The sequence below is a fragment of the endosymbiont 'TC1' of Trimyema compressum genome (assembly GCF_001584725.1).
Lineage (GTDB): Bacteria > Bacillota > TC1 > TC1 > TC1 > TC1.
Genome location: NZ_CP014606.1, coordinates 1,499,241 through 1,520,516, shown reverse-complemented (window position 1 = coordinate 1,520,516; position 21,276 = coordinate 1,499,241). Strand labels below are relative to the sequence as shown.

The 21,276-nt window shown below is 33.9% G+C and carries 28 protein-coding genes, 1 tRNA gene and 1 pseudogene; all 30 read left to right on the top strand.

The window, feature by feature from the left end:
• Window positions 1-6: 6 nt before the first annotated feature.
• The 30 genes and pseudogenes from AZF37_RS09485 to AZF37_RS09345 all read left to right on the top strand — a co-directional run bounded on the left by AZF37_RS09485 (window position 7) and on the right by AZF37_RS09345 (window position 21,260).
• A complete protein-coding gene (locus AZF37_RS09485; protein ID WP_162474055.1) occupies window positions 7-318 on the top strand; it encodes a SurA N-terminal domain-containing protein in 312 nt (103 codons plus the stop codon).
• 81 nt (window positions 319-399) lie between these two features.
• Window positions 400-666, top strand: a complete 267-nt coding sequence (locus AZF37_RS09480; protein WP_088370550.1) for a peptidylprolyl isomerase — start codon at window positions 400-402, stop codon at window positions 664-666.
• A complete protein-coding gene (locus AZF37_RS09475) occupies window positions 617-943 on the top strand; it encodes a peptidylprolyl isomerase (protein ID WP_088370549.1) in 327 nt (108 codons plus the stop codon). Before AZF37_RS09480 ends, AZF37_RS09475 begins: the two co-directional genes overlap by 50 nt.
• A 117-nt stretch (window positions 944-1,060) precedes the next feature.
• Window positions 1,061-1,336, top strand: a complete 276-nt coding sequence (locus tag AZF37_RS09470; protein WP_088370548.1) for an HU family DNA-binding protein — start codon at window positions 1,061-1,063, stop codon at window positions 1,334-1,336.
• Window positions 1,337-1,416: 80 nt separating this feature from the next.
• The gene (locus tag AZF37_RS09465) at window positions 1,417-1,647 is read left to right on the top strand and encodes a S4 domain-containing protein (RefSeq protein WP_088370547.1); all 231 of its coding nucleotides are present in this window, start codon (window positions 1,417-1,419) and stop codon (window positions 1,645-1,647) included.
• A gap of 36 nt (window positions 1,648-1,683) precedes the next feature.
• Window positions 1,684-2,523, top strand: a complete 840-nt coding sequence (locus AZF37_RS09460) for an amidohydrolase family protein (RefSeq protein ID WP_088370546.1) — start codon at window positions 1,684-1,686, stop codon at window positions 2,521-2,523.
• 68 nt (window positions 2,524-2,591) lie between these two features.
• Window positions 2,592-2,924 (top strand): septum formation initiator family protein, encoded by a 333-nt coding sequence (locus tag AZF37_RS09455; protein WP_088370545.1) that lies wholly within the window; start codon window positions 2,592-2,594, stop codon window positions 2,922-2,924.
• Window positions 2,925-2,952: 28 nt separating this feature from the next.
• Window positions 2,953-3,369, top strand: coding sequence for a S1 RNA-binding domain-containing protein (locus AZF37_RS09450; RefSeq protein ID WP_172793114.1), 417 nt, complete (start codon window positions 2,953-2,955; stop codon window positions 3,367-3,369).
• Window positions 3,370-3,426: 57 nt separating this feature from the next.
• A tRNA-Met gene (locus AZF37_RS09445) sits at window positions 3,427-3,503 on the top strand.
• Window positions 3,504-4,086: 583 nt separating this feature from the next.
• On the top strand, window positions 4,087-4,563 hold the full coding sequence (locus AZF37_RS09435) for an endonuclease NucS domain-containing protein (RefSeq protein ID WP_088370543.1): 477 nt from the start codon (window positions 4,087-4,089) through the stop codon (window positions 4,561-4,563).
• Complete coding sequence (locus tag AZF37_RS09430) at window positions 4,500-5,165, top strand: hypothetical protein (protein ID WP_088370542.1); 666 nt, start codon at window positions 4,500-4,502, stop codon at window positions 5,163-5,165. The genes AZF37_RS09435 and AZF37_RS09430 overlap by 64 nt, the downstream gene beginning before the upstream one ends.
• Window positions 5,166-5,173: 8 nt before the next feature.
• Entirely contained in the window at window positions 5,174-5,416 is a 243-nt protein-coding gene (locus AZF37_RS10785) for a hypothetical protein (RefSeq protein ID WP_172793113.1), read from the top strand.
• A 1,124-nt stretch (window positions 5,417-6,540) separates the two neighbouring features.
• Entirely contained in the window at window positions 6,541-6,663 is a 123-nt protein-coding gene (locus AZF37_RS12590; RefSeq protein WP_281178877.1) for a hypothetical protein, read from the top strand.
• Window positions 6,664-6,838: 175 nt separating this feature from the next.
• The gene (locus AZF37_RS09420; protein ID WP_088370540.1) at window positions 6,839-6,985 is read left to right on the top strand and encodes an XdhC family protein; all 147 of its coding nucleotides are present in this window, start codon (window positions 6,839-6,841) and stop codon (window positions 6,983-6,985) included.
• Window positions 6,986-7,001: 16 nt separating this feature from the next.
• A pseudogene (locus AZF37_RS09415) lies at window positions 7,002-7,454 on the top strand (nucleoside-triphosphatase); the annotation flags it as partial.
• A 545-nt stretch (window positions 7,455-7,999) separates the two neighbouring features.
• Window positions 8,000-9,373: a tRNA lysidine(34) synthetase TilS gene (tilS, locus tag AZF37_RS09410; RefSeq protein ID WP_088370538.1), complete on the top strand. Its 1,374-nt coding sequence runs from the start codon at window positions 8,000-8,002 to the stop codon at window positions 9,371-9,373.
• Window positions 9,374-9,461: 88 nt separating this feature from the next.
• The gene (gene ftsH / locus AZF37_RS09405) at window positions 9,462-11,333 is read left to right on the top strand and encodes an ATP-dependent zinc metalloprotease FtsH (RefSeq protein WP_216634025.1); all 1,872 of its coding nucleotides are present in this window, start codon (window positions 9,462-9,464) and stop codon (window positions 11,331-11,333) included.
• Between the two features lies 1 nt (window position 11,334).
• A complete protein-coding gene (gene ndk / locus AZF37_RS09400; RefSeq protein WP_088370537.1) occupies window positions 11,335-11,751 on the top strand; it encodes a nucleoside-diphosphate kinase in 417 nt (138 codons plus the stop codon).
• A gap of 61 nt (window positions 11,752-11,812) precedes the next feature.
• On the top strand, window positions 11,813-13,492 hold the full coding sequence (locus AZF37_RS09395; protein WP_088370536.1) for a formate--tetrahydrofolate ligase: 1,680 nt from the start codon (window positions 11,813-11,815) through the stop codon (window positions 13,490-13,492).
• Window positions 13,493-13,598: 106 nt separating this feature from the next.
• The gene (locus tag AZF37_RS09390; protein WP_088370535.1) at window positions 13,599-13,859 is read left to right on the top strand and encodes a hypothetical protein; all 261 of its coding nucleotides are present in this window, start codon (window positions 13,599-13,601) and stop codon (window positions 13,857-13,859) included.
• Between the two features lie 38 nt (window positions 13,860-13,897).
• Complete coding sequence (locus AZF37_RS12585; protein WP_281178874.1) at window positions 13,898-14,026, top strand: hypothetical protein; 129 nt, start codon at window positions 13,898-13,900, stop codon at window positions 14,024-14,026.
• A 47-nt stretch (window positions 14,027-14,073) separates the two neighbouring features.
• Window positions 14,074-14,232 (top strand): hypothetical protein, encoded by a 159-nt coding sequence (locus tag AZF37_RS09385; protein WP_245611957.1) that lies wholly within the window; start codon window positions 14,074-14,076, stop codon window positions 14,230-14,232.
• 43 nt (window positions 14,233-14,275) lie between these two features.
• Window positions 14,276-14,626: a type 1 periplasmic-binding domain-containing protein gene (locus AZF37_RS09380; RefSeq protein ID WP_088370533.1), complete on the top strand. Its 351-nt coding sequence runs from the start codon at window positions 14,276-14,278 to the stop codon at window positions 14,624-14,626.
• A gap of 61 nt (window positions 14,627-14,687) precedes the next feature.
• On the top strand, window positions 14,688-15,395 hold the full coding sequence (gene lipB, locus AZF37_RS09375) for a lipoyl(octanoyl) transferase LipB (RefSeq protein WP_088370532.1): 708 nt from the start codon (window positions 14,688-14,690) through the stop codon (window positions 15,393-15,395).
• Entirely contained in the window at window positions 15,368-16,237 is an 870-nt protein-coding gene (lipA, locus tag AZF37_RS09370) for a lipoyl synthase (RefSeq protein WP_088370531.1), read from the top strand. The genes lipB and lipA overlap by 28 nt, the downstream gene beginning before the upstream one ends.
• Window positions 16,238-16,620: 383 nt before the next feature.
• Complete coding sequence (gene accB, locus AZF37_RS09365) at window positions 16,621-17,082, top strand: acetyl-CoA carboxylase biotin carboxyl carrier protein (protein WP_088370701.1); 462 nt, start codon at window positions 16,621-16,623, stop codon at window positions 17,080-17,082.
• Window positions 17,082-18,422 carry an acetyl-CoA carboxylase biotin carboxylase subunit gene (locus AZF37_RS09360; protein WP_088370530.1) on the top strand — a complete coding sequence of 447 codons (1,341 nt, stop codon included), beginning with the start codon at window positions 17,082-17,084 and terminating at the stop codon, window positions 18,420-18,422. Before accB ends, AZF37_RS09360 begins: the two co-directional genes overlap by 1 nt.
• 1 nt (window position 18,423) lies before the next feature.
• Window positions 18,424-19,320, top strand: coding sequence for an acetyl-CoA carboxylase, carboxyltransferase subunit beta (gene accD / locus AZF37_RS09355; RefSeq protein WP_088370529.1), 897 nt, complete (start codon window positions 18,424-18,426; stop codon window positions 19,318-19,320).
• A 1-nt stretch (window position 19,321) separates the two neighbouring features.
• Window positions 19,322-20,272, top strand: a complete 951-nt coding sequence (locus tag AZF37_RS09350) for an acetyl-CoA carboxylase carboxyltransferase subunit alpha (protein WP_088370528.1) — start codon at window positions 19,322-19,324, stop codon at window positions 20,270-20,272.
• A gap of 13 nt (window positions 20,273-20,285) precedes the next feature.
• Entirely contained in the window at window positions 20,286-21,260 is a 975-nt protein-coding gene (locus AZF37_RS09345; protein ID WP_088370527.1) for a beta-ketoacyl-ACP synthase III, read from the top strand.
• Window positions 21,261-21,276 lie beyond the last annotated feature (16 nt).

Below are 21,276 nucleotides of genomic sequence, written 5' to 3'. Positions count from 1 at the left end.
GACAGATTGAAAAATTGGTTAAAAGGTATAATGGGTGTTTTACTAATAGGCGCTCTCTTTTTAACAGGATGCCAAAATGATAGTAAAGTAATTGCTGTTGTTAATGGGGAAGATATTTTCAAGAAGGAATTAGATGCTAAAACAACTCAATTGGGAGAAACCAATGGTCAAGTTGTTTATGAAAAAACCAAAGAGCAATTATATGAACGTTTAATCAGTCAGAAAATATTAAATCAAGATTATGTAAAACATAATATTGTTGTAACTATGGAAGAGGCTAATAGAGAAATTGATAAAGAAGGCAGCATCCTTTTGTAGCAGAGAGGCTTATCTTAATTTATTAGCTGAAAAGGCTATCCTGAAGAAGTGACTAAATCATATATAGATCAAATTTCATACATGAAATGGTATAGAACTGTAGTTGTTGATAGCGTGCCTATTGATGAAGCGGCTGTAAAGGCTGCTTTTGCTACTGATCCAGGAAAATATAAGCAAGTGGAACCAAGCCATATATTAATTAGTAGCGCTGATGCTTCAACAGATGAAGATGCAAAAGCTAAAGCTGCGTCTATAATTGCTCGCTTAGATGCAGGAGAAGACTTTGTAGCTTTATCGAATGAATTTAATAATGATGTTAGCGTCAAATCAATGGGGGAATTTAGGTGAATTTGTTAGTAAGGCTAAGTCACCTTTTGTAGAGCCCTTTACAGCTGCTGTAGTAGTTTTAAATAAAGGGGAATACACTAAAGTACCTGTTAAAACAGACTATGGTTACCATGTTATTAAAGCAAATGATGTAAAAGATAGTTATGCTGATTTAAAAAGTTCTGTTGAAGATGATATTTACAGTACCCAAAGAGAAGAACGCTATACAGCATATATGACTAGCCTTTTAGAAAATGCAAAGATAGAAAGAAAAATGACTTTTACTACTAGTAAGTAAGAAATAAGCGGCATTATGAAATCAAAAGAAATACTTGCAAAAATAAAAGAGATTGTGTACAATTAATAAAAGTAAAGACAAATACATTGAACATAGTTAAAATAAGGAGGGACTCAGATGAATAAAGGAGATTTAGTAGGTGTAGTTGCAGACAGTACTGGCTTATCTAAAAAAGATGCTGAAAAAGCTGTATCAGCAGTATTCCAAGGGATTAAAGACAGCCTTAAAAAGGGAGAAAAGGTTCAACTCGTTGGATTTGGTACTTTCGAAGTTAGAGAAAGAGCTGCTCGTACAGGGCACAACCCAAAAACAAAAGAACCTATGCAAATTCCAGCTTCAAAAGTTCCAGCATTTAAAGCTGGTAAAGTATTAAAAGATGCTGTAAAGAAGTAAAACACCTTAAAGAAGCTTAGAATTAAAAAAGGAAAATGAATAAGACCGGGGTATCCCGGTCTTATTTCAAAAGAAGAATTATGAGAATTGATAAATATTTAAAAATAACTCGTTTAGTAAAAAGAAGAAGTGTAGGCAAAGAGCTTTGTGATCATGGCAAAGTTTTAGTCAATAATAAATCAATTAAGGCAAGCTATGAAGTGAAAATTGATGATCAAATTGCCATTATTTATGGTTGCAGAAAAACCATAGTTAAAGTGACTGATATTAAAGAAGTTGTAAAAAAAAGAGGATGTTGGCATTCTTTATGACTTAGTCAGTGTGAATAAAATGGATGAAGAATAGTTATGAAAAAGATTGATTGCCATATGCACTTAACACCACCTGGTTTAATCAGGGACTACAAGAAAATATTTGATAAAGAACCTTATTGGGCTCTCCTAGCAGGTACTAAGAACAATCGTTATGCCACTGCTGAAGATTTAATCTATAATTTAGATGAAGGAGATTTTGATAAGGGTATTTGTTTTGGTTTTTCTTTTAACGATTTAGGTTTATGTAAGTACGTTAATGACTATACTATTGAAATGGTTAAAAAGTACCCCCGTCGCCTCATTGGTCATATGGCTATCTCGCCTAAAGCCCCAGGTGCCATTTTGGAGGCCAGGAGGTCTTATGAAGCAGGTTTAGCAGGTGTCGGTGAGCTTTTCTTATCAGGACAACATATTGATCCTTATAATAAAAAGGACTTAGAGCCATTAATGGATTTTTGTAAATCTAAAAATTTAGTTGTGAATATTCATAGTAATGAACCAGTAGGTCATTACTATCCAGGGAAAGTAAATGTAAATCCTGTAGAAATAGCTACTATAGCTATGTATTTTCCTGATAATAAAATTGTAACGGCTCACTTAGGTGGAGGGCTTCCTTTTTATGAGCTGACGAAAGAAATGAAAAAGGATTTGAAAAATCTCTATTATGATACAGCTGTTGCTGTTTTCTTATATGAGCCAGCTGTTTTTCAGGTTTTAAAAACTATTGGCATTTTGGATAAAGTAGTTTTTGGTAGTGATTGTCCATTGGTGTCTATTAAGCGCTATGAATCCTATTTCGCAAAAACAGGGCTAACAAATGAGGAAATGGTTAATATACTAGGTGGTAATGCTGAAAAGTTCTATGGAATATAGAGATTTGTTTTGACGAGCAATGGGTATTTGTATATAATGAAGGTATGTGAGACTTACTAGGGGGAATTATGAAAATCAAGAGAGGAAAAAGAGAACTCCTTCAAAAACCGAAGCGACAAATGGACAAAAGGCAGCGTAATCAAACCATTGCAATTGTTGCTATTAGTGCTGTTCTTATTTTTTTATTTTTTAATATTGGAAAGGGAGTTTATGAGAGTGTGCAAATTTATAATGCTAATAAAGCAATTGGGGATCAAATAGAAGCGCTCTATAGAGAAAAACAAGAATTATTGACGAAGAAGAGTCAAATTGATAGTCCGGAAGTTCTTGAACACGAAACTAAGAAAGCTTTAGGATTGTTAAAACCAGGTGAAAAAGTCCTTGTATTAAAGGAACAATAAATATAATAACTAGTTAAATGGAGGAAAAATGGAACAAAATAAGATTCAGCCAACAGAAGGTGAAATTCTAGATGGCGTTATTACAGGAATCACTAACTTTGGTGCTTTTGTAAAGATGGGTGGCAACACTACTGGACTTGTGCATATTTCAGAGGTTGCACAAAGCTATGTTAAGGATATTAATGATATTTTTAAGGTAGGTGATACGGTTAAGGTGAAGGTCCTTAAGATTGAAAATAATGGTAAGATTGCATTATCTATAAAACAAGCCCAAGCAGGAGAGCAAAGGGAGCGACCAACAGCACCTCCAAGACGAAAAATGCCAGAGAGTAAAGAAGAAACATTTGAAGATAAGCTTGCTCGTTTTATGAAAAATAGTGAGGAAATTCAACTGGACGTTAAAAGAAATAAAGATTTAACAAGAAAAAAGAAAAAGAAGCGTTAAACATCTTGACATGTACGCACTTCTTTTGTAATATAGTAGGGTATGAGAATGATATTTGGCGATGTAGCTCAGGCGGTTAGAGTATACGGCTCATACCCGTAGTGTCGCAGGTTCGAGTCCTGCCATCGCTACCAAAACAAAAGTTAAATTCCTATTTAATTTTATTAAATGGGAATTTTTTTGTGTTTCAATTATATCTTAAAATATTTCCTAAAAGTATGAATATAAATTAAAAAAATTAATTGAAGCTGAAATCAGAATGAAAAAGTTATACCTTTCTTTGTCAGGGCATAGATGACCGTAAATTTTGAATATCACTTCAGCATTTGAGTATCCTACGCGCTTAGTAATCTGAAATACATCAATACCTATGTTTATTTAAAATGAAATATGACTATGTCTGAAATCATGAATCTTAGTTTTTCATATTTCATATCAGATTTATCAATATGATTAGCGTAAATTTTACTTGCCATCGTTGTTGAAAGGGTATTAGTATTTTCAAGAATAAAAAAATCATCATTAAAACCAATCATGCTATTATTGCACTTTCGACAATAAATCAATTGTATCAACATCTAATAGAACTTCTCTGGGCTCCTATGTCCATATTTTTAACATAGGATTCTTCATTATATTTAACATTCATAAGAAAAATACATCTACAAGAAAATATTTGTATATGATATAATATTTGTAATTGAATTTTTTGGAGGGATGCAATTTGAAAGAATCAGATTTGCGCGATCTTATTTCATTAAATATAAACAAGCTCAAGCCGGGCTTGACTCTTCTCAAAAAGAACAGTATATACCTAATAAATTTGGCACAAGGGGATTTGTTGATCTCTATGCGAAGAACGAATTTGGCGAACATGTTATAATAGAAATAAAGCGGAGCAATTCTGCTTCTCGTGAGGCATTGCATGAGGTCAACAAGTACGTTGAGAGTATAAAACAACATTTTGGAGTAAAGGATGCGGAGATTCATGTTATTATTGCATCCACAGAATGGGGTGAATTGTTAGTACCTTTTTCTCGGTTTTCTGAAGATACAACAATTCCATTGCAAGGGTATAAAATAATTGTATCAGATGATGGTTCGGATTTCTTTGCATGCCTGTTAAGCTGTTGCATACTGCACAAGGGCGTTTTATTTCTCCATGGCATGATCTGTACTGGTATAGCGATATAACTGCGCTGGAGGACGGGGTTCGCTCAATTCAAAAAGCGTATCAAGAAAAAGATATTCATGATTATGTTTTAGTCAGACTTCATTTTCAAAATGAATTGAGTACTGAAGAACGAAAAGCTATGATGCGCAAATCTGTTGCTCAAATGACTGGAATTGATGAGTCCGAAGTATTATCATTTCCAGAAATACCTGTACATGAATATATTGCGTATACTGGGGCACAACGCTTACAAAAAGAAAAATATTTGCGAATACTTAATCAGAACCAGGATGTAATGGCAGAATTTCAGGAGATTCTTTCTGATATGGAGGATAAGGAAGCGCTATGCTATCTCCATGAAAGCGTAAGTGCGATGGAACCTTGCCCCAAAAGTGATTATCATGAAATAGGATATGCTGCTAAATTTGGAAAAATTGTTGATTCACGAAACTGCAAAATTCTTAACATACTTCGGCATTGTTCGTTTGCAAGGAATACCTTATTGAAAGATAAAGTTATTATTTCTGAATTACTGGGTGAAGATGGTTCTACTGGGCAAAAGTTCAAAAAACAATTTTTGTCAATAATGTGGCACATGTTAAAATCCTCAAAAATGAAATAGCTTCTTGTTTGTCTGAAAACCCTGTATGGAAGACTCATATAATTGGAATTATTGAAGATATTCAAGATGAGTTTCTAAACTCAGAAATTAAGGTATCAATTTTCAATCCCTGTACCGGGGTGTTCACAGTCTACTTTGCAACAACAAAAGAAAATGGAATTATATACTTGCCCTCTTATCATATCATTATTCACAATTCTGATGGCGATAGAATATATTTTGGGGCACTTGAAAAAATGGCGAAGCGCTAACACTTTCCCTCAAATACTTGATAAATACTATGATGGCAATTTAAATGCCCTTCTACTTTCTACTACATGTGGTGGAAAAGACTCTCGCGATAGCGACATAATTGAAGATTTGGGAGTTCAATACCGTTCTTTCCGCTGTGATAAGACAAATGAAAGCCTTGTCTTTTTAAGCTAAGTGATGATAAGTGGAGAGTTTGAGAACCAACTGATATAGTTACCCTTTTTACTGAGTATCTAAAGAGTAATGAAAAGTTAGTGCGCCAAATCAACACAAAAATTGAGCTGAGAGATCACGGAAACTTTATAGACGGAAGCTCATCTACATTGCCGCTGGACGAACTGGTCGACATGGATTTTGCAAAAAAGAATAATCTATATTTTGATGGTGCACCTGATGAATGTGATATATGTAAATGCTCGTTCGAAGATGAGAAATACATGATTGATGGTAAATTATTGAATCATGTCTCATGGGCATGTATGTGCGCAGATTGTTTTAGAGCCTTTGGAGAAGATATCTCATGGGGAAAGGGCAACTATATCTGCGTAATTCCAGTGGCTGGCTACTCGTAGCTGGTTCTGTTAATGATATTGAATAGAGAAAACCTTACAATAAGAAATAAAACGCCTTGAAAAAGAACACAAAAAGCTAAAGGAGGAACTAGATATCTTAAAAAGGTTTCTGGTCTTTCTCAAGCAAAATCCAATGTAATCTTTGACTATATAAAAACCCCCTTGAGAAAATATCCATTAAAAGTGCTTGTCAGTGTTTTGTATTCTCAAGAGAAAAGAAGTTGTTGGCAGTATATTTATAGTTCAATTACTTTTAAGTGAGTCTTTATAGGAAAGTAGAGATTTTGAATCACCTATGAAAATAGGTGATTCTTTTTAATTGACAAAAATATTTTTTGACTATATAATCTGAACTGTATTATATAACAGAGTAAAAGATGACAATTTTTGCTTTTTACAATAATAAAAATTACAAAAATATTTTTAATTGATAATAATTGTTTAGTATTGCTTAAATAGCACTAAAGGAGGTTTAACGATGGAAAAGATTTATCATTGTATCTACAATAAACTGCTAAATATGGAAATTGTAAAGACTATGAATCCCTTTTTTGGAAATTATTGAGAGTATAAGCAGAAGATATGGATGGTTAGTAACAGAGATTTTAGATGAGGGTCAATGGAAGTTGTTTTTTATTGATAGAGATTCGAAAGATGACTTATCATTTTTTTAAGAGTTCAAAGAAGGTCTTTGTTAATTAACCATGAGGGTAGAACTTTTTTAGTGAACCTATTAACTGTGATAGAGCCTTTATTTTTGGCGGTGGGCATATTTGTTAAAATTTAGTTCCTTTTCTTAGTAGAATAGATTTTTCAGTAACAGTTTGTGTTGAGAATGTGGATAGGCTTATGCAGAAAGAGGGCTTTAGTTATGGTGATATAAAACGTATTTTTACACCTATTGGATTAGCAATAGGTGGCAAAACCCCGGGGGAAATTGCCATTAGTATTGCTGCTGAGATGATAAAAAAGAAATGGGATGATTTAATATGTTGAGGCATTTTTTCTTCAAGGATCAAAACAAATGGGAAAATCAACACTGCTATTTAAAATGATTAAACCTTATATTGATTGCTTTGGAGGCTTTTGTGTTCAAAGGCTTTTAAAAGATTGCAGGTGCGTTGCATTTGCCTTACGGGATATTGAAGAAATTTCAAATCCTATTTTAGTCAATCATTATGAAAAAAATGATAAGGATATATTTATTGATAAAACTGATGGTGGGTTTAAGATGAAATTAGCAGTTTTTGAAGAAAAGGGACTAGCTATTCTTCAAAAGGCCCAGACCAGTAATAAGAAAATTATTTTCTTAGACGAAATAGGTGGTGTTGAATTATTTTTAAGTGTTTTTAAAAGAGAAACACTTAAATTACTTGAAGGAGAAAAACCTTGCCTTGGGGTTTTAAAGTTTAAAGAAGATGTTTGCTTTTGGGCAAGAAAAAGTCACCAATTGGGAATTATATGAAAGACTTGATAAATTTTCATCAAATTGCAAACAATACTTCCGAAATTTGTGAATTAGAAAATAATAATCGAAAATCAGTTGAAGAAAAAGTTTGCCAATAGCTATCGGAAACAATATGACTTTTAGGATATTTTCTTATAGGGAAGGGATTTTTTGAGGATAATCTAATTATCTTACATCAGAATTCTGTTTACATTTAATGTTTTAGGGTATATAATAAAGTCAGATAAGTTGAAGTGAATATTAATTTGCAATTATTGCAAAGAAACTTTATTGTCCGTTAGGAAACTTGTACAATGAAAATATTATAATTTTCATAAAAGCTCCTAATTTAAATTGCATTTACCTAATCAAACTTCTTTATAAAGATAAGGCAGCCAATTTGGCTGCCTTATCTTTATAAAGTGAAGAATAAAATCCATATTTTCCTTGTAAGAATGGTAATATAAGTGGTTTCTTTTTAATACAATTACCTTTGTTTATTGAAGATAATATGATATAATTTAAAGGATTAAGTGAAAGAAAATGTGAAGAGGGCGTTTCCATTGTTAAAAGACAACTTTTATCAGAATTGTATCCAACTATGTGCTATTAAAGAGCAACAGAGAGTACTCATAGGTGTTTCTGGTGGTTTGGATTCTATGGTGCTTCTTCATTTATTTAAATCTTATAAAGATAAACTGGGAATTGAAATTGGCATTTCTCATTTGAATCATGGTTTAAGAGGCATGGAAAGCGATTTGGATCAAAAATTAGTTAAAGAAGTGGCTCAACAGTTAAAAATTCCTTTCTATACTGATAATATGCTAATTGAAGCTATTGCTTGTGAAAAAAAACAATCTATTGAGGAATGTGCCAGAATTTGCCGTTATAATTTCTTTAAGAATATTATGAAACAAGAAGGCTATGATTTAATTGCCACAGCCCATCATTTTCAAGATCAAAGTGAAACCGTGTTAATTCATTTAATTAGAGGTAGTGGTTTAAAAGGTTTAAAAGGTATGGCCTATAAAAGAGGGCTATTAATTAGACCCCTTTTGAATATAACTAAGGATGAAATTAAGGACTATAGTATAGAGCATGGCATTGTTTATAGGGAAGATAAAAGCAATGATGATATGGATTTTTTAAGAAATCGTATTCGTCAAGAGCTGATTCCAGTCTTAAAAAATTATAACAATAAAATTGAGGACAGCCTTTTCCGTTTAAGTCAGATTGCAACAGTAGAAAATGACTATTTAGAGAAAAAAACTAAAGAAGCTATAGCTAAGTATCTTTTGTTTACTGAAGAGACAGTGCTTTTAAAAGAAACAGTTTTTTTAGAAGATGAAGCTTTGAGAAAGCGTTTGTATTTAAAAGTCTATCAAAATTGGTTAAATAAAGGGTTGGAATATCGTTATATTGAAGCTATTGACCAATATATTATTACCAGAGAAGAGAAGCCTGTATTGAGTCTGCCCAATAATGCAACTTTAAGAAAAGTAAGAGATGGTTTTTTATTCAGTAAAGAAAATAAGATTGTAGTAGAGGATTATGAAATAGAAGCCACAGGTATAGGTGTATATCAACTACCTGGTGATTGTGGCATTCTTACATTATCTTATATTAATAAAGACGATGTAGACTATTTGGCAGCATCTCCTGCGGAAGGCTATCTAAATTCAGAGACTATTTCATGGCCCCTTATAATTAGAAATAGACGACAAGGAGACAGCTTTATTCCGCTGGGACAAGATGCTCAAGTGAAAATTAAAAAATGTTTAATTAATAAAAAAATACAAAGAAAAAAAAGAAGTGAAATTCCCTTTTTAATTGATAGAAAAAAAGGCATTATTTTTGTGGCTAGAATCGGTATTGATAACCGAGTAAAATTAAGTAGCAAAGAGAGTAAAATCCTCTTTGTTTCCTATAAAGATTAATTTGTCACAGACCTGTTTCTATGGTAGAATTAGGGAAATATTGCTTTTTTAAAAAGAAGTAAAATTAGATAACAAAAGGAGAGAATCATTGAATAAAGAATTATTAAAGAAGCTTACTTTAGGAATCGTTATTCTTCTTATAGTAGGCGCTATATACATAGTTGCTTTTCAACCTTCCGCGAAACAACCTGCGCAAAGCAGTTTGTTGGAATTTCAGCAGATGGCAAAAGCTGGCAACATTGAAAAAGCAAGTGTAACGGTTAGCGATTCTACAAAAGTACGCGTAGATTGGCAGTCAAAAGCAGACCCTGAAGGTGCTCCCTTCTTTTTTGATGATAATTCTACTCTACTAGATACTACATTGACACAGATTAGTTTAGAGAATAATATTAAACTTGAGACAGTTAATAAAAACGATGTACCTGTTTTTTCTATTTTAATGAATATTATGTTTATTTTAGGTATTGTTATCCTCATGTTCTTTATGTTTAATAGAGCTGGTGGGGGCAGTGGTGCAATGCAGTTTGGCAAAAGCAGAGCTAAACTAGCTGAAGAAGACCCTATGAGCAAAGTAACATTTAAGGATGTTGCTGGTATTGATGAAGTTAAAGAAGAATTACAAGAGATTATTGATTTTTTAAAGACACCAGGGGAATTTACACGTTTTGGTGCAAAAATCCCTAAGGGTGTTATGTTAGCAGGTCCTCCAGGAACAGGTAAAACATTAATTGCAAAAGCTGTTGCTGGTGAAGCAGGGACTCCTTTCTATTCCATCAGTGGTTCTGAGTTTGTTGAACTTTATGTTGGCGTTGGCGCTTCTCGTGTTAGAGACTTATTTGATAAGGCCAAAAAGACTGCGCCCTGTATTTTATTTATTGATGAAATTGACGCTGTTGGTCGTCAAAGAGGTGCTGGCCTTGGCGGTGGTAATGATGAGAGAGAGCAAACATTAAACCAATTATTGGTTGAAATGGATGGTTTTGATAATAATGAGGCGGTTATTGTTATTGCAGCAACTAACAGACCTGATGTTTTAGACCCAGCACTACTTCGTCCTGGTCGTTTTGATAGACAGATTGTAGTAACACCACCTGATGTTAAAGGCAGAGAAGAAATTTTAAAAGTTCATAGTAAGGGGAAACCTTTAGCTGATGATGTTTCTTTATCAATTATTGCTAAAAGAACACCAGGCTTTACAGGGGCAGACTTAGCCAATGTAATGAATGAGGCGGCTCTTCTTGCAGCTAGAAAAAATGAAAGTAAAATTTCTATGGATTCTATTGAACACGCTGTTGAAAGGGAAATTGCCGGACCAGAGAAGAAAAGCAAGGTGAGAAATGAGAAAGAAAATCGCTTAGTTGCTTATCATGAAGCTGGCCATTCATTAACTACCTACTATATTGAAGGCGCTGATCCAGTTCATAAAGTGTCTATTGTGCCTAGAGGCTATGCAGGTGGATATACATTATCTCTTCCTGATGAAGATAAAAACTTTATAACTAAGAAAGATATGCTGAACTCAGTGCGGATTCTCTTAGGAGGCCGTATTGCAGAAGCATTGAAATTAGGGGATATTAGTACAGGGGCCTCTAATGATTTAGAGAGAGCCACCACGATTATTAGAAGTATGATTACTGAATATGGAATGACCTCAGAACTTGGTACCTTAACATTTGGGCAAAAAGCTGGCGGAGATGTTTTCCTAGGTAGAGATTTTAATAAGGATAGAAACTACAGTGAGAAAGTAGCAGCTCTTATTGATGATGTTGCAAGACGCTATATGGATGAATGCTATAAAGACACACAGAAAATACTATCAGATCATGAAGACAAATTAGATTTAGTTGCAGGTGCTTTAATGGAAAAAGAAGTCTTGTCTAGAACTGATTTTGAAGCCTTATTAAAGGATGAGAACGTAGCACAAGTTGAAGCTCTTAACACAGTAGATAAAGGAGAGTAAAATGGAAAAAACGTTTGTTATGCTAAAGTCAGATGGTTTACAGAGAGGGTTGTTAGGTAATGTTCTATCTAGAATAGAATCTAAAGGCTATAGTATTCTTGCATTAAAAGTACAGAATATGACTTTAGAACAGTTAGAGAAGCATTATGATGGACATCAAGATAAGCCATATTTCCCTAACTTGGTAGAATATCTAACTTCAGGACCTGTAGTACATATGGTGATTGGTGGTGAAAATGTAGTAGCTGGTATGCGTAAAATGAGTGGCGCAACAGATCCAGCAAAAGCTGATTTAGGAACTGTTAGAGGTGACTTAGCTCAGGATATGACTAAAAATTTAATTCACACATCAGATTCTCTGGAAAATGCAGCGCGGGAAATTGCCTTATATTTAACGCCAGAAGAAATCATTGAATAGTTGTTTGTTTGGCTTAATTGCCTATAGATAAAATCAATTTGAACAAAAGGAGAGTGTGAAAATGGGTTACAAAAGTGACATTGAAATTGCTCAAGAAGCAGTAATGGAACCAATTGTAGACGTTGCAAAAAGCATTGGTTTAAGTGAAGATGATTTAGAGTTATTTGGTAAGTACAAAGCTAAAATCTCTATGGAAGCTGTAAATCGTCTACAAAACAGTGGGAAAAAGGGCAAATTAGTCCTAGTAACAGCAGTCAGCCCTACACCAGCTGGAGAAGGTAAAACGACTACATCAGTTGGCTTAGCAGATGGATTAGCTAAAATTAACAAAAATGTTATGGCATGCTTAAGAGAACCTTCTTTAGGACCAAGCTTTGGCGTTAAAGGTGGTGCTGCAGGTGGCGGTTATGCACAAATCGTTCCTATGGATGATATTAACCTACACTTTACAGGTGACCTACACGCTATTACATATGCTCACAACTTGTTATCAGCAATGATTGATAATAGCCTACAACAAGGCAATCTTCTAAATATTGACCCTAGAACCGTTGTGTTCCGTCGTGTTATTGACTTAAATGACAGAGCATTAAGAAATACAATTATTGGTTTAGGTGGAAGAGCCAATGGTGTTCCAAGAGAAACTGGATTTGATATTACAGTTGCTTCTGAAATCATGGCTATCCTATGCTTAACAGATGACTTAATGGATATGAAAAAACGTTTTTCAGAAATCGTAATTGGTTATAACTATGACAGAGAACCTGTTACAGCTGCTGATATTGGCGCTCAAGGTGCTATGACAGTTCTTATGAAAGATGCTATTAAACCTAACTTAGTTCAAACTCTAGAAAATACACCTGCATTTGTACATGGTGGACCATTTGCTAACATTGCGCATGGTTGTAATAGCGTGAATGCTACTAAAACAGCTTTGGGAATTGCTGACTATGTAATTACAGAAGCTGGATTTGGTGCTGACTTAGGTGCTGAAAAATTCTTTAACTTAAAATGCCGTTTTGCTGATTTAAAACCTGATGGAGCAGTAATTGTAGCAACTGTTCGTGCTCTTAAAATGCATGGCGGGGTTGCAAAAGCCGATCTAGAAAGAGAAGACTTAGAAGCACTTAAAGCTGGATATGCAAACTTAGCTAAACATATTGAGAACGTTAAAAAATTCGGTGTACCAGTTATGGTTGCTGTAAATGCGTTCCCTACAGATTCAGATGATGAGTTAAACTTACTTAAAAAGTTATGTTCTGATGCTGGTGTAAAAGTAGCTTTATCTGAAGTATGGGCTAAAGGTGGAGAAGGTGGTATTGAGCTAGCTGAAGCAGTTGTTGACATGCTAGATACTACTACTTCTAACTTTAAAGTTCTATATGATGAGAAGTTACCTATTAAAGAAAAACTAGACATTGTAGCTAGAGAAATCTATGGTGCTGATGGTGTTGATTACACAGCTGATGCTGAAAGAATGATTAAAACTTACACTGAATTAGGCTATGCTGACATTCCAGTGTGTGTTGCTAAAACACAATATTCACTCTCAGATGACCAAACAAAATTAGGTCGTCCAGAAAACTTCAGAATTACTATTCGTGAAGTAAGACTTTCTGCTGGAGCAGGATTCTTAGTATGTATTGCAGGTGCTGTTATGACAATGCCTGGTTTACCAAAAGTTCCAGCTGCATGTAAAATTGATATTGATGAAAATGGTGTAATCACAGGATTATTCTAAACAATATTAGATAATAGAAACCCCTTTCTTCCTTACAGGGAGAAAGGGTTTTTTAATTGCAGTTTTTTTGCTATAATAGACAGATAAGGAATTAGGGGGGATTCTAATGAAAAATAGACAGTTAAAATTAGGACTGATTGTTGGACTTGTTACGATAATTGTTTTAGTTGTGGCGGCATTAGCATTAAATTGGTCAAATAAAGAAGAAGGATCAATTCCTTTTGAAAAAAACATTACGACTGGAAATAACAGCAGCCTTAAAGTCGCTTTTTTGACAGCAGGTGCTATTGAAGATAAAGATAACATGGACATTTATAGTGGCATAAAGAAAGCCAATAAAGAATTAGGCGCCAGTGTTGGTTTATGAAGATAATACGACAGATCCAGAGTTCTTTTTAAAAAAGAATGGGAGATGAAACGGCTACTATTGTTTTTGTTAAAGATATGGGTGGCATAGTTAAGTCTGTTGCTAGTAATTATAAAAACACCTACTTTGTAGTAATCAATGAGGCTGTGGAAAATGGCGAAATTTAGGCGCTATTGTCTATAATAATGATGAAGTAAACTTTATACAAGGTGCTGTGGCTACTCTTTTAAGCAATAATAAGACTATTGGTTTTATTGCTGGAGAAAGCAATAAAACATTGGAAAAATCCGAAGTTGCCTTTTCTGCTGGCAGTAAAAAATTAATTCAGATACTCGACTCTATAATTATGTCAATGGGAGAGATGAGTCTTTAAACGAAATAATGGAATTTATGGTGAATATAGGTGCTTATGTAATATGTCCATTTGGCTCAGAAGCTTTTTAGGAGATGTATTAGCATTGGCAAAACAGCATAAAATAGTCTTAATAGGCAATGATAGCATGGATTTTGAAAAGCATAAAGATGTCCTAATCGCCTCCGTAGAATTTAAAGCTGAAGACTATATTTTTAAAACAATTAAAAATGCTAATGATAAAATATTTAATGGTACTGTGCAAACAATAGGGGCAAATGAAGATGCTATAATAGTATCCTATAGTCCTGAATTTAGCAGTAGAATTACTGATTCTGTTAAAAACAGTGTTAATGATTTACTTAAAGCAATTAAGCATAATGAGTTTGATATTAATCGTTATTTAGTGTGGTAAATGATTCTTTAAAAATAAAGGAAATTTTGATATAATAGATAGGATAGGGAGTGAAAGCAAAATGCCTAAAGTAGTAGACTTAGGATCGGAACGATCTTATAATACAATCTTTGAACTACAAAAACAATTATTGGCTCTGCGTCAGCAGGATAAAATTGAAGATACTTTACTTTTATTAGAACACAAAAAAGTAATTACAGTAGGCAATTCTGGCAACCAAGAGAACATCCTTTTCCCTAAAGCATTTCTAGAGGAACAAGGTTTTGATGTGGTCCATATTAACAGAGGTGGCGATGCTACCTATCATGGATTGGGCCAACTGGTAGGCTATTTTATTTTTAATATTCATAATTATGGATCAGGCGTTAGAGAATTCTTTGAAAAACTAGAAGATATATTTATTCAGTTTTTAGGGGATTATTATAATATTAAAGCCCATAGAGAAAAAGAATACCCTGGCGTATGGGTAGGAGAGCGAAAAATAACAGCACTTGGCTGTGCTATTAAAAGAGGTGTAAGCATGCATGGGTTTGGCTTTAATGTCAATACTAATCTTGATGATTTTCAGGCGATTACTCCTTGTGGCATTTCTGACAGAGAGGTTACTTCTCTTGAAAGGGAAATTGGACATATTGAAGACATGGATCAAGTTAAGAAAAAAATGGTTCAGACAATTAATAAAGTCTTTGGTGTTAATTTAAAAAAAGAAAAAGAAGAAAGCTTAATGAATGAGGTAGAAAAATGGAACAAAGAAAACCAGATTGGTTAAAGATTAAGTATCAATCACCTGAAAATATTAATAAAGTGCAACGTTTATTAGATGGGTTATCACTACATACTGTTTGTCAGGAAGCCAACTGTCCAAATAAAATGGAGTGTTTTAATAAGAGCACTGCAACTTTTATGATTTTAGGTAGTGTCTGCAGCAGAAACTGTCGTTTCTGTGATGTCACAAAAGGGGACCCAACGCCTGTTGACCCTAGTGAACCAGAAAACTTAGCAAAGGCAACTGCTGAATTAAAACTTCGCCATGTTGTTATTACTTCTGTAACTAGAGATGATTTAGCAGATGGTGGTGGCCAACAATTTGCTGACTGTATTAATGAAGTTAGAAAACATACTAAAGGGAAAGGCACAACTGTTGAAGTATTGATTCCAGATTTTCAAGGCGATGTAAGTGCTCTTTCAACTGTGGTAGTAGCTGCCCCGGAAATTATTAATCACAATGTAGAAACTGTACCTAATTTATATACCAATGTTAGACCTAAAGCCATTTACCAACAATCCCTTGATGTATTGGCAAATGTTAAAAAAATGAATACTGAGATTTTTACAAAATCAGGTATTATGTTAGGCTTGGGAGAGACAGAAGAACAAGTAGTTCGTTTATTTGCAGATTTAAGAGAAGTGGGCTGTGATTTTTTGACTGTAGGCCAGTATTTAGCGCCTTCAAGCAAACACCACCCAGTTATTGAGTATATACACCCTGACTTGTTTAAGACTTATGAAACAGTAGCTAAAGAAATGGGCTTTAAGCATGTTGCTTCAGGACCATTTGTAAGAAGCTCATATAATGCTGAACAAGTAAAAGTATTGATGGGGGAAGAGTAAGTTAAATAGGGTTAATCTCTACTAAGCATATGTTTAGTAGAGATTACTCTAATTAATAAATGAAAGGAGCTGGTTTTGGCGTTACAGCAAAGATATTTACACAATCTACAGTAGTAGAGGCTTATAGAAACAGTCGAAAAACAGTTTTATGAAAACAGTTTGCAACCTAATTATTATTTATTATTTATTATTATTCAGATATTATTATTTATTATTTATTATTATTCAAAACTGTTATTATTTAAATGTTTTTTAAAGAGTCAACTATGAAACTTTTTATCAGATTGTTTATTTATTATTATATTGGTAAAAATGCCAACACTAATAAATAGATGTTTTTTATTAGAATGAAAAGCATCTACTGAAAAGGAGAAATAGTGAAAATGGATTTAAAAGATATTTTGAAGTTAATTGACCGTCTAGAAACATCCAGTGTAACCCATGTTTCTGTTGAAGAAGAGGGCAAAAAAGTTATAATTGAAAAGCAAGCGGAAGTGGTGCAAAGTGCACCCGTTCCAACAATAACACAATATGAAGTACCACAACAAGTTGTGACTACTAATGTACAGGAAACAGCTATTTTAGAAGTAGAGGAAGAGGCTAATATAGCTTATATTACATCCCCAATTGTTGGTACTTTTTATGAATCACCAAGTCCAACAGCAGGTCCTTTTGTAAAAATAGGGGACTCCATTGATAAAGGGCAAGTACTTTGTATTGTTGAGGCTATGAAACTTATGAATGAAATTGAATCTGACTTCAGTGGAGAAATTGTCGAAATTATGGTTAACAATGAAGAAATGGTTGAATTTGGACAAAAATTATTTAAAGTGAGAGTAAAGTAATGTTTCAAAAAATATTAATTGCTAATAGAGGCGAAATTGCTGTTAGAATAATTAGAGCTTGCAGAGAAATGGGGATTAAAACTGTAGCTGTCTATTCAACAGCAGATGAAGAGGCACTTCATAAGGAATTAGCGGATGAGGCTATTTGTATTGGTGGACCAGCTTCTAAAGATAGTTATTCAAATATTACTAATATTTTAAGTGCTACTATTCTATCAGGTGCTGAGGCTATTCATCCTGGATTTGGTTTTTTATCAGAAAACCCATTATTTGTTAAGATGTGTGAAAAATGCAGTATTAACTTTATTGGTCCTACATCTGAAATGATTGAGAATATGGGTGATAAAGCCAAGGCTAAGGAACTTATGAGAGACGCAGGCGTTGCTATATCTCCTGGTTCTGATGGTATTTTAGAAAATGTTGAAGAAGCAGTTAAGCTCAGCAAAGAAATAGGTTATCCTGTTATGATTAAAGCTTCAGGTGGTGGCGGCGGCCGTGGCATGCGCATTGCTTTTTCTGAGGAAGAATTAGTAAAAGTTTATGACCAGGCAAAACAAGAAGCTGAAGTTGCTTTTAAAGACGATCGTATTTATTTAGAAAAATTTATTGAGGAACCTCGTCATATTGAAGTACAGTTACTAGCTGATAAATATGGTAATGTAATTCACTTAGGAGAAAGAGATTGCTCCATTCAGAGGAGAAATCAGAAAATGATTGAGGAAGCCCCTGCTCTTATTAGTGACAAAGTTAGAAAAGCTATTTATGAAGATGCTGTTAAAGCAGCTAAAGCAGTTGGGTATTTCAGTGCAGGTACAGTGGAGTTTTTAGTTGATAAAAATGGTAAACGCTACTTTATTGAAATGAATACTAGAATTCAAGTTGAACATCCTGTTACTGAATGGGTTACTGGTGTTGATTTAATTAAAGAACAAGTTCGGATTGCTGCTGGCGAAAAACTTACACTGACACAAGAAGATATTGTTATTAGAGGACATGCTATTGAATGTAGAATTAATGCTGAAAATCCAGATGCAGGATTCCGTTCATCTCCAGGGCAAATTACAACATTATACGTACCTGGTGGTAATGGTGTGAGAATTGACAGTGCAATTTATGATGGCTATTATGTACCACCTTATTACGATTCTATGATTGCCAAACTGATAGTTTATGGTAAAAATAGAGAAGAAGCGATCTGTAAAATGCAGAGAGCATTAGGGGAATTTATTATTCAAGGTATTGATACTAATATTGCTTATCAATTTAAGATTTTACGTACCCCAGAATACAAAAAAGGTGAGCTTACTACTAGTTTCATAAAAGAAGTAATGGAGGACTAAAATGCCTTTAGGAGATTTATTTAAAAAGAATTATACCTATATAGACATTACTCCCATACAAGAAGGCTCTAAGCAAGTGCTCTTAGATGAAAAGTACGGGGATCGTGATGTGCCTTACATTCCTGATAACTTAGTAATGAAATGCCCTTCATGTTCAGGAACTCTTTATGATAAGGAGTTAAAAGAAAATGGCTACTACTGTAAACATTGTGGTTACCATTATCGTTTGTATGCCAGAAAAAGGATACTTCAAATTGCTGATGAAAGCACTTTTGAAGCAATAGATGAAGGCTTAACAACTTTAAATCCATTAGATTATCCTGGCTATGAAGATAAAATTAAAAGCTATCAAGAAAAGACTGGCAATAAAGAAGCTATTTTAACTGGGAAAGCTCAAATTAATGGTGAACCAGTGATTATGGGCGTAATGGATAGCTTTTTTATGATGGGTAGTATGGGCAGTGTAGTTGGTGAAAAAGTAACAAGAGCAATTGAAAAAGCTGAAGCAGAAAAATTGCCTTTAATTTTCTTTACAGCTTCTGGTGGTGCTCGAATGCAAGAAGGTATTTTATCTTTAATGCAAATGGCTAAAACCAGTAGTGCTTTGAAACGTTTTTCTGATAATGGTGGACTGTATATTACTGTTTTAACGGATCCAACAACTGGTGGCGTAACAGCAAGTTTTGCTATGCTAGGAGACATTATTTTAGCAGAACCTAACACCTTAGTTGGCTTTGCTGGTAAACGTGTAATTGAGCAGACTATTAAGCAAAAACTACCTGAAGATTTTCAGACAGCTGAATTTTTATTAGAACATGGATTTATTGATAAAATTGTAGAAAGAAAGGACTTAAAAGATACTTTAAGTAATATTCTAGTCCTACACAAGGAGGGCTAAGATGACTATTAAAGAAAAAGAATCTCAAATAGAATCTTTGAAACTCAAAGTACAAGAATTAGAATTAATGGAAGTTAATGAAGCAGTTGATTTTTCTACAGAAATTGATGAAATGCGAAAGAAAATTACAGTTTTAGAAGAAAATATTATGGAAGGTGTAACACCTTGGGATCGTGTAACAATTGCTAGAGAGCAGAAAAGACCAACCTCTCTAGAATACATAGATAAAATATTTGATACATTTATTGAATTTCATGGTGACCGTTTATTTGCTGATGATAAAGCTATTGTTGGTGGTATTGCTAGCTTAGATGGTTTACCGGTAACAGTAATTGGAGAGCAAAAAGGTCTTAACACCAAAGATAATATTCATAGAAACTTTGGTATGCCTTCACCAGAAGGCTATAGAAAAGCCTTGCGCTTAATGAAGCAAAGTGAAAAATTCAATAGACCTATTATTACATTTGTAGACACACCAGGGGCTTTCTGTGGTATTAGTGCTGAGGAAAGAGGTCAAGGCGAGGCTATTGCTAGAAACCTTTATGAAATGTCAGCCTTAAAGGTACCTATTATTACTATTTTTACAGGTGAAGGTGGCAGTGGAGGCGCTTTGGCAATTGCAGTCTCCGATAAAATCTATATGCTTGAAAATAGTATTTATTCTATTCTCTCTCCTGAGGGATTTGCCAGTATTTTATGGAAAGATAGTACCCGTGCTGAAGAGGCTGCTGGTGTTATGAAAATTACAGCAGCTGATTTAAAAGAATTAGATATTATTGAAGGTGTTATTGCTGAACCATCAGGTGGTGCTCATAAAAATATGGAAGTAGTTGCTATAGGTATTAAGAACGTATTGAAAAAAGAATTGCTTAGTCTTCAGAAATTATCAAAAGATGCTTTACTTGATAATCGCTATAAACGTTTTAGAAAATTTGGCGATTATAAGGAGTAGTTAAGGAGAAACTATGTATAATATATATGGGAAAATAATTGGTACAGGACACTGTGTTCCTGATAATCCAGTCCCCAATAAATATTTTGAGACTATACTGGAAACAGATGATGAATGGATTCGCACAAGAACAGGTATTGAAAGTCGTTATTTTTCTACAGGTCAAAACACATCTGGCTTAGGAACTAAAGCGGCAGAATATGCTTTAAAAGATGCTGGTATTGAAGCTGAAGAATTAGATATGATTGTTTTTGCAACAATTTCTCCAGATGCTTTTATGCCATCAACTGCCTGTATTGTACAAAAGAATATTGGAGCAGTAAATGCTTTTGCTTTTGATATTACGGCGGCTTGTTCAGGTTTTGTATATGCTTTAACAGCAGCCAATCAGTTTATTAAAACAGGTCAAGTTAAAACAGTTTTGGTTTTAGGAGGAGAAGTTCTTTCCAAGGCCCTTGATTTTACTGACCGTTCAACAGCTGTACTTTTTGGTGATGGTGCAGGAGCAGCTATCCTTCAAAAAAGTAATGAGCCTGGTATTATTCAGACCTACCTAGGTTCAAAGGCTGATGAAAAAAACTGTCTATTTTTAAAAGCATTGCCTCTTGAGAATCCATTTATTGAAGAAAAAGATACAAAAAAAGGAATCATTATGGATGGTAGGGAAGTATTTAAATTTTCTACACGAATTATTGGTGAAGCTTTAGATAAAGCCTTGGAAGGAACGGGCTATACTTACGATGATGTGAAAATGATTATTCCTCATCAAGCCAATTCCCGTCTCATTGAATATGCTACTGAAAAGAAAAATATTCCAAAAGAGAAATTTTATTTGAATATTGATCAGTACAGCAATACTTCTGGTGGGACTATTCCCATTGCCCTAAATGAGGTTAGACAAAAGAAACTTGTGATATCAGGTGATTTAATTCTCTTAGTAGGATTTGGCGCAGGATTAACATGGGGATCTTTGTTGATAAGATTATAAATATTTTTTTAAAGGA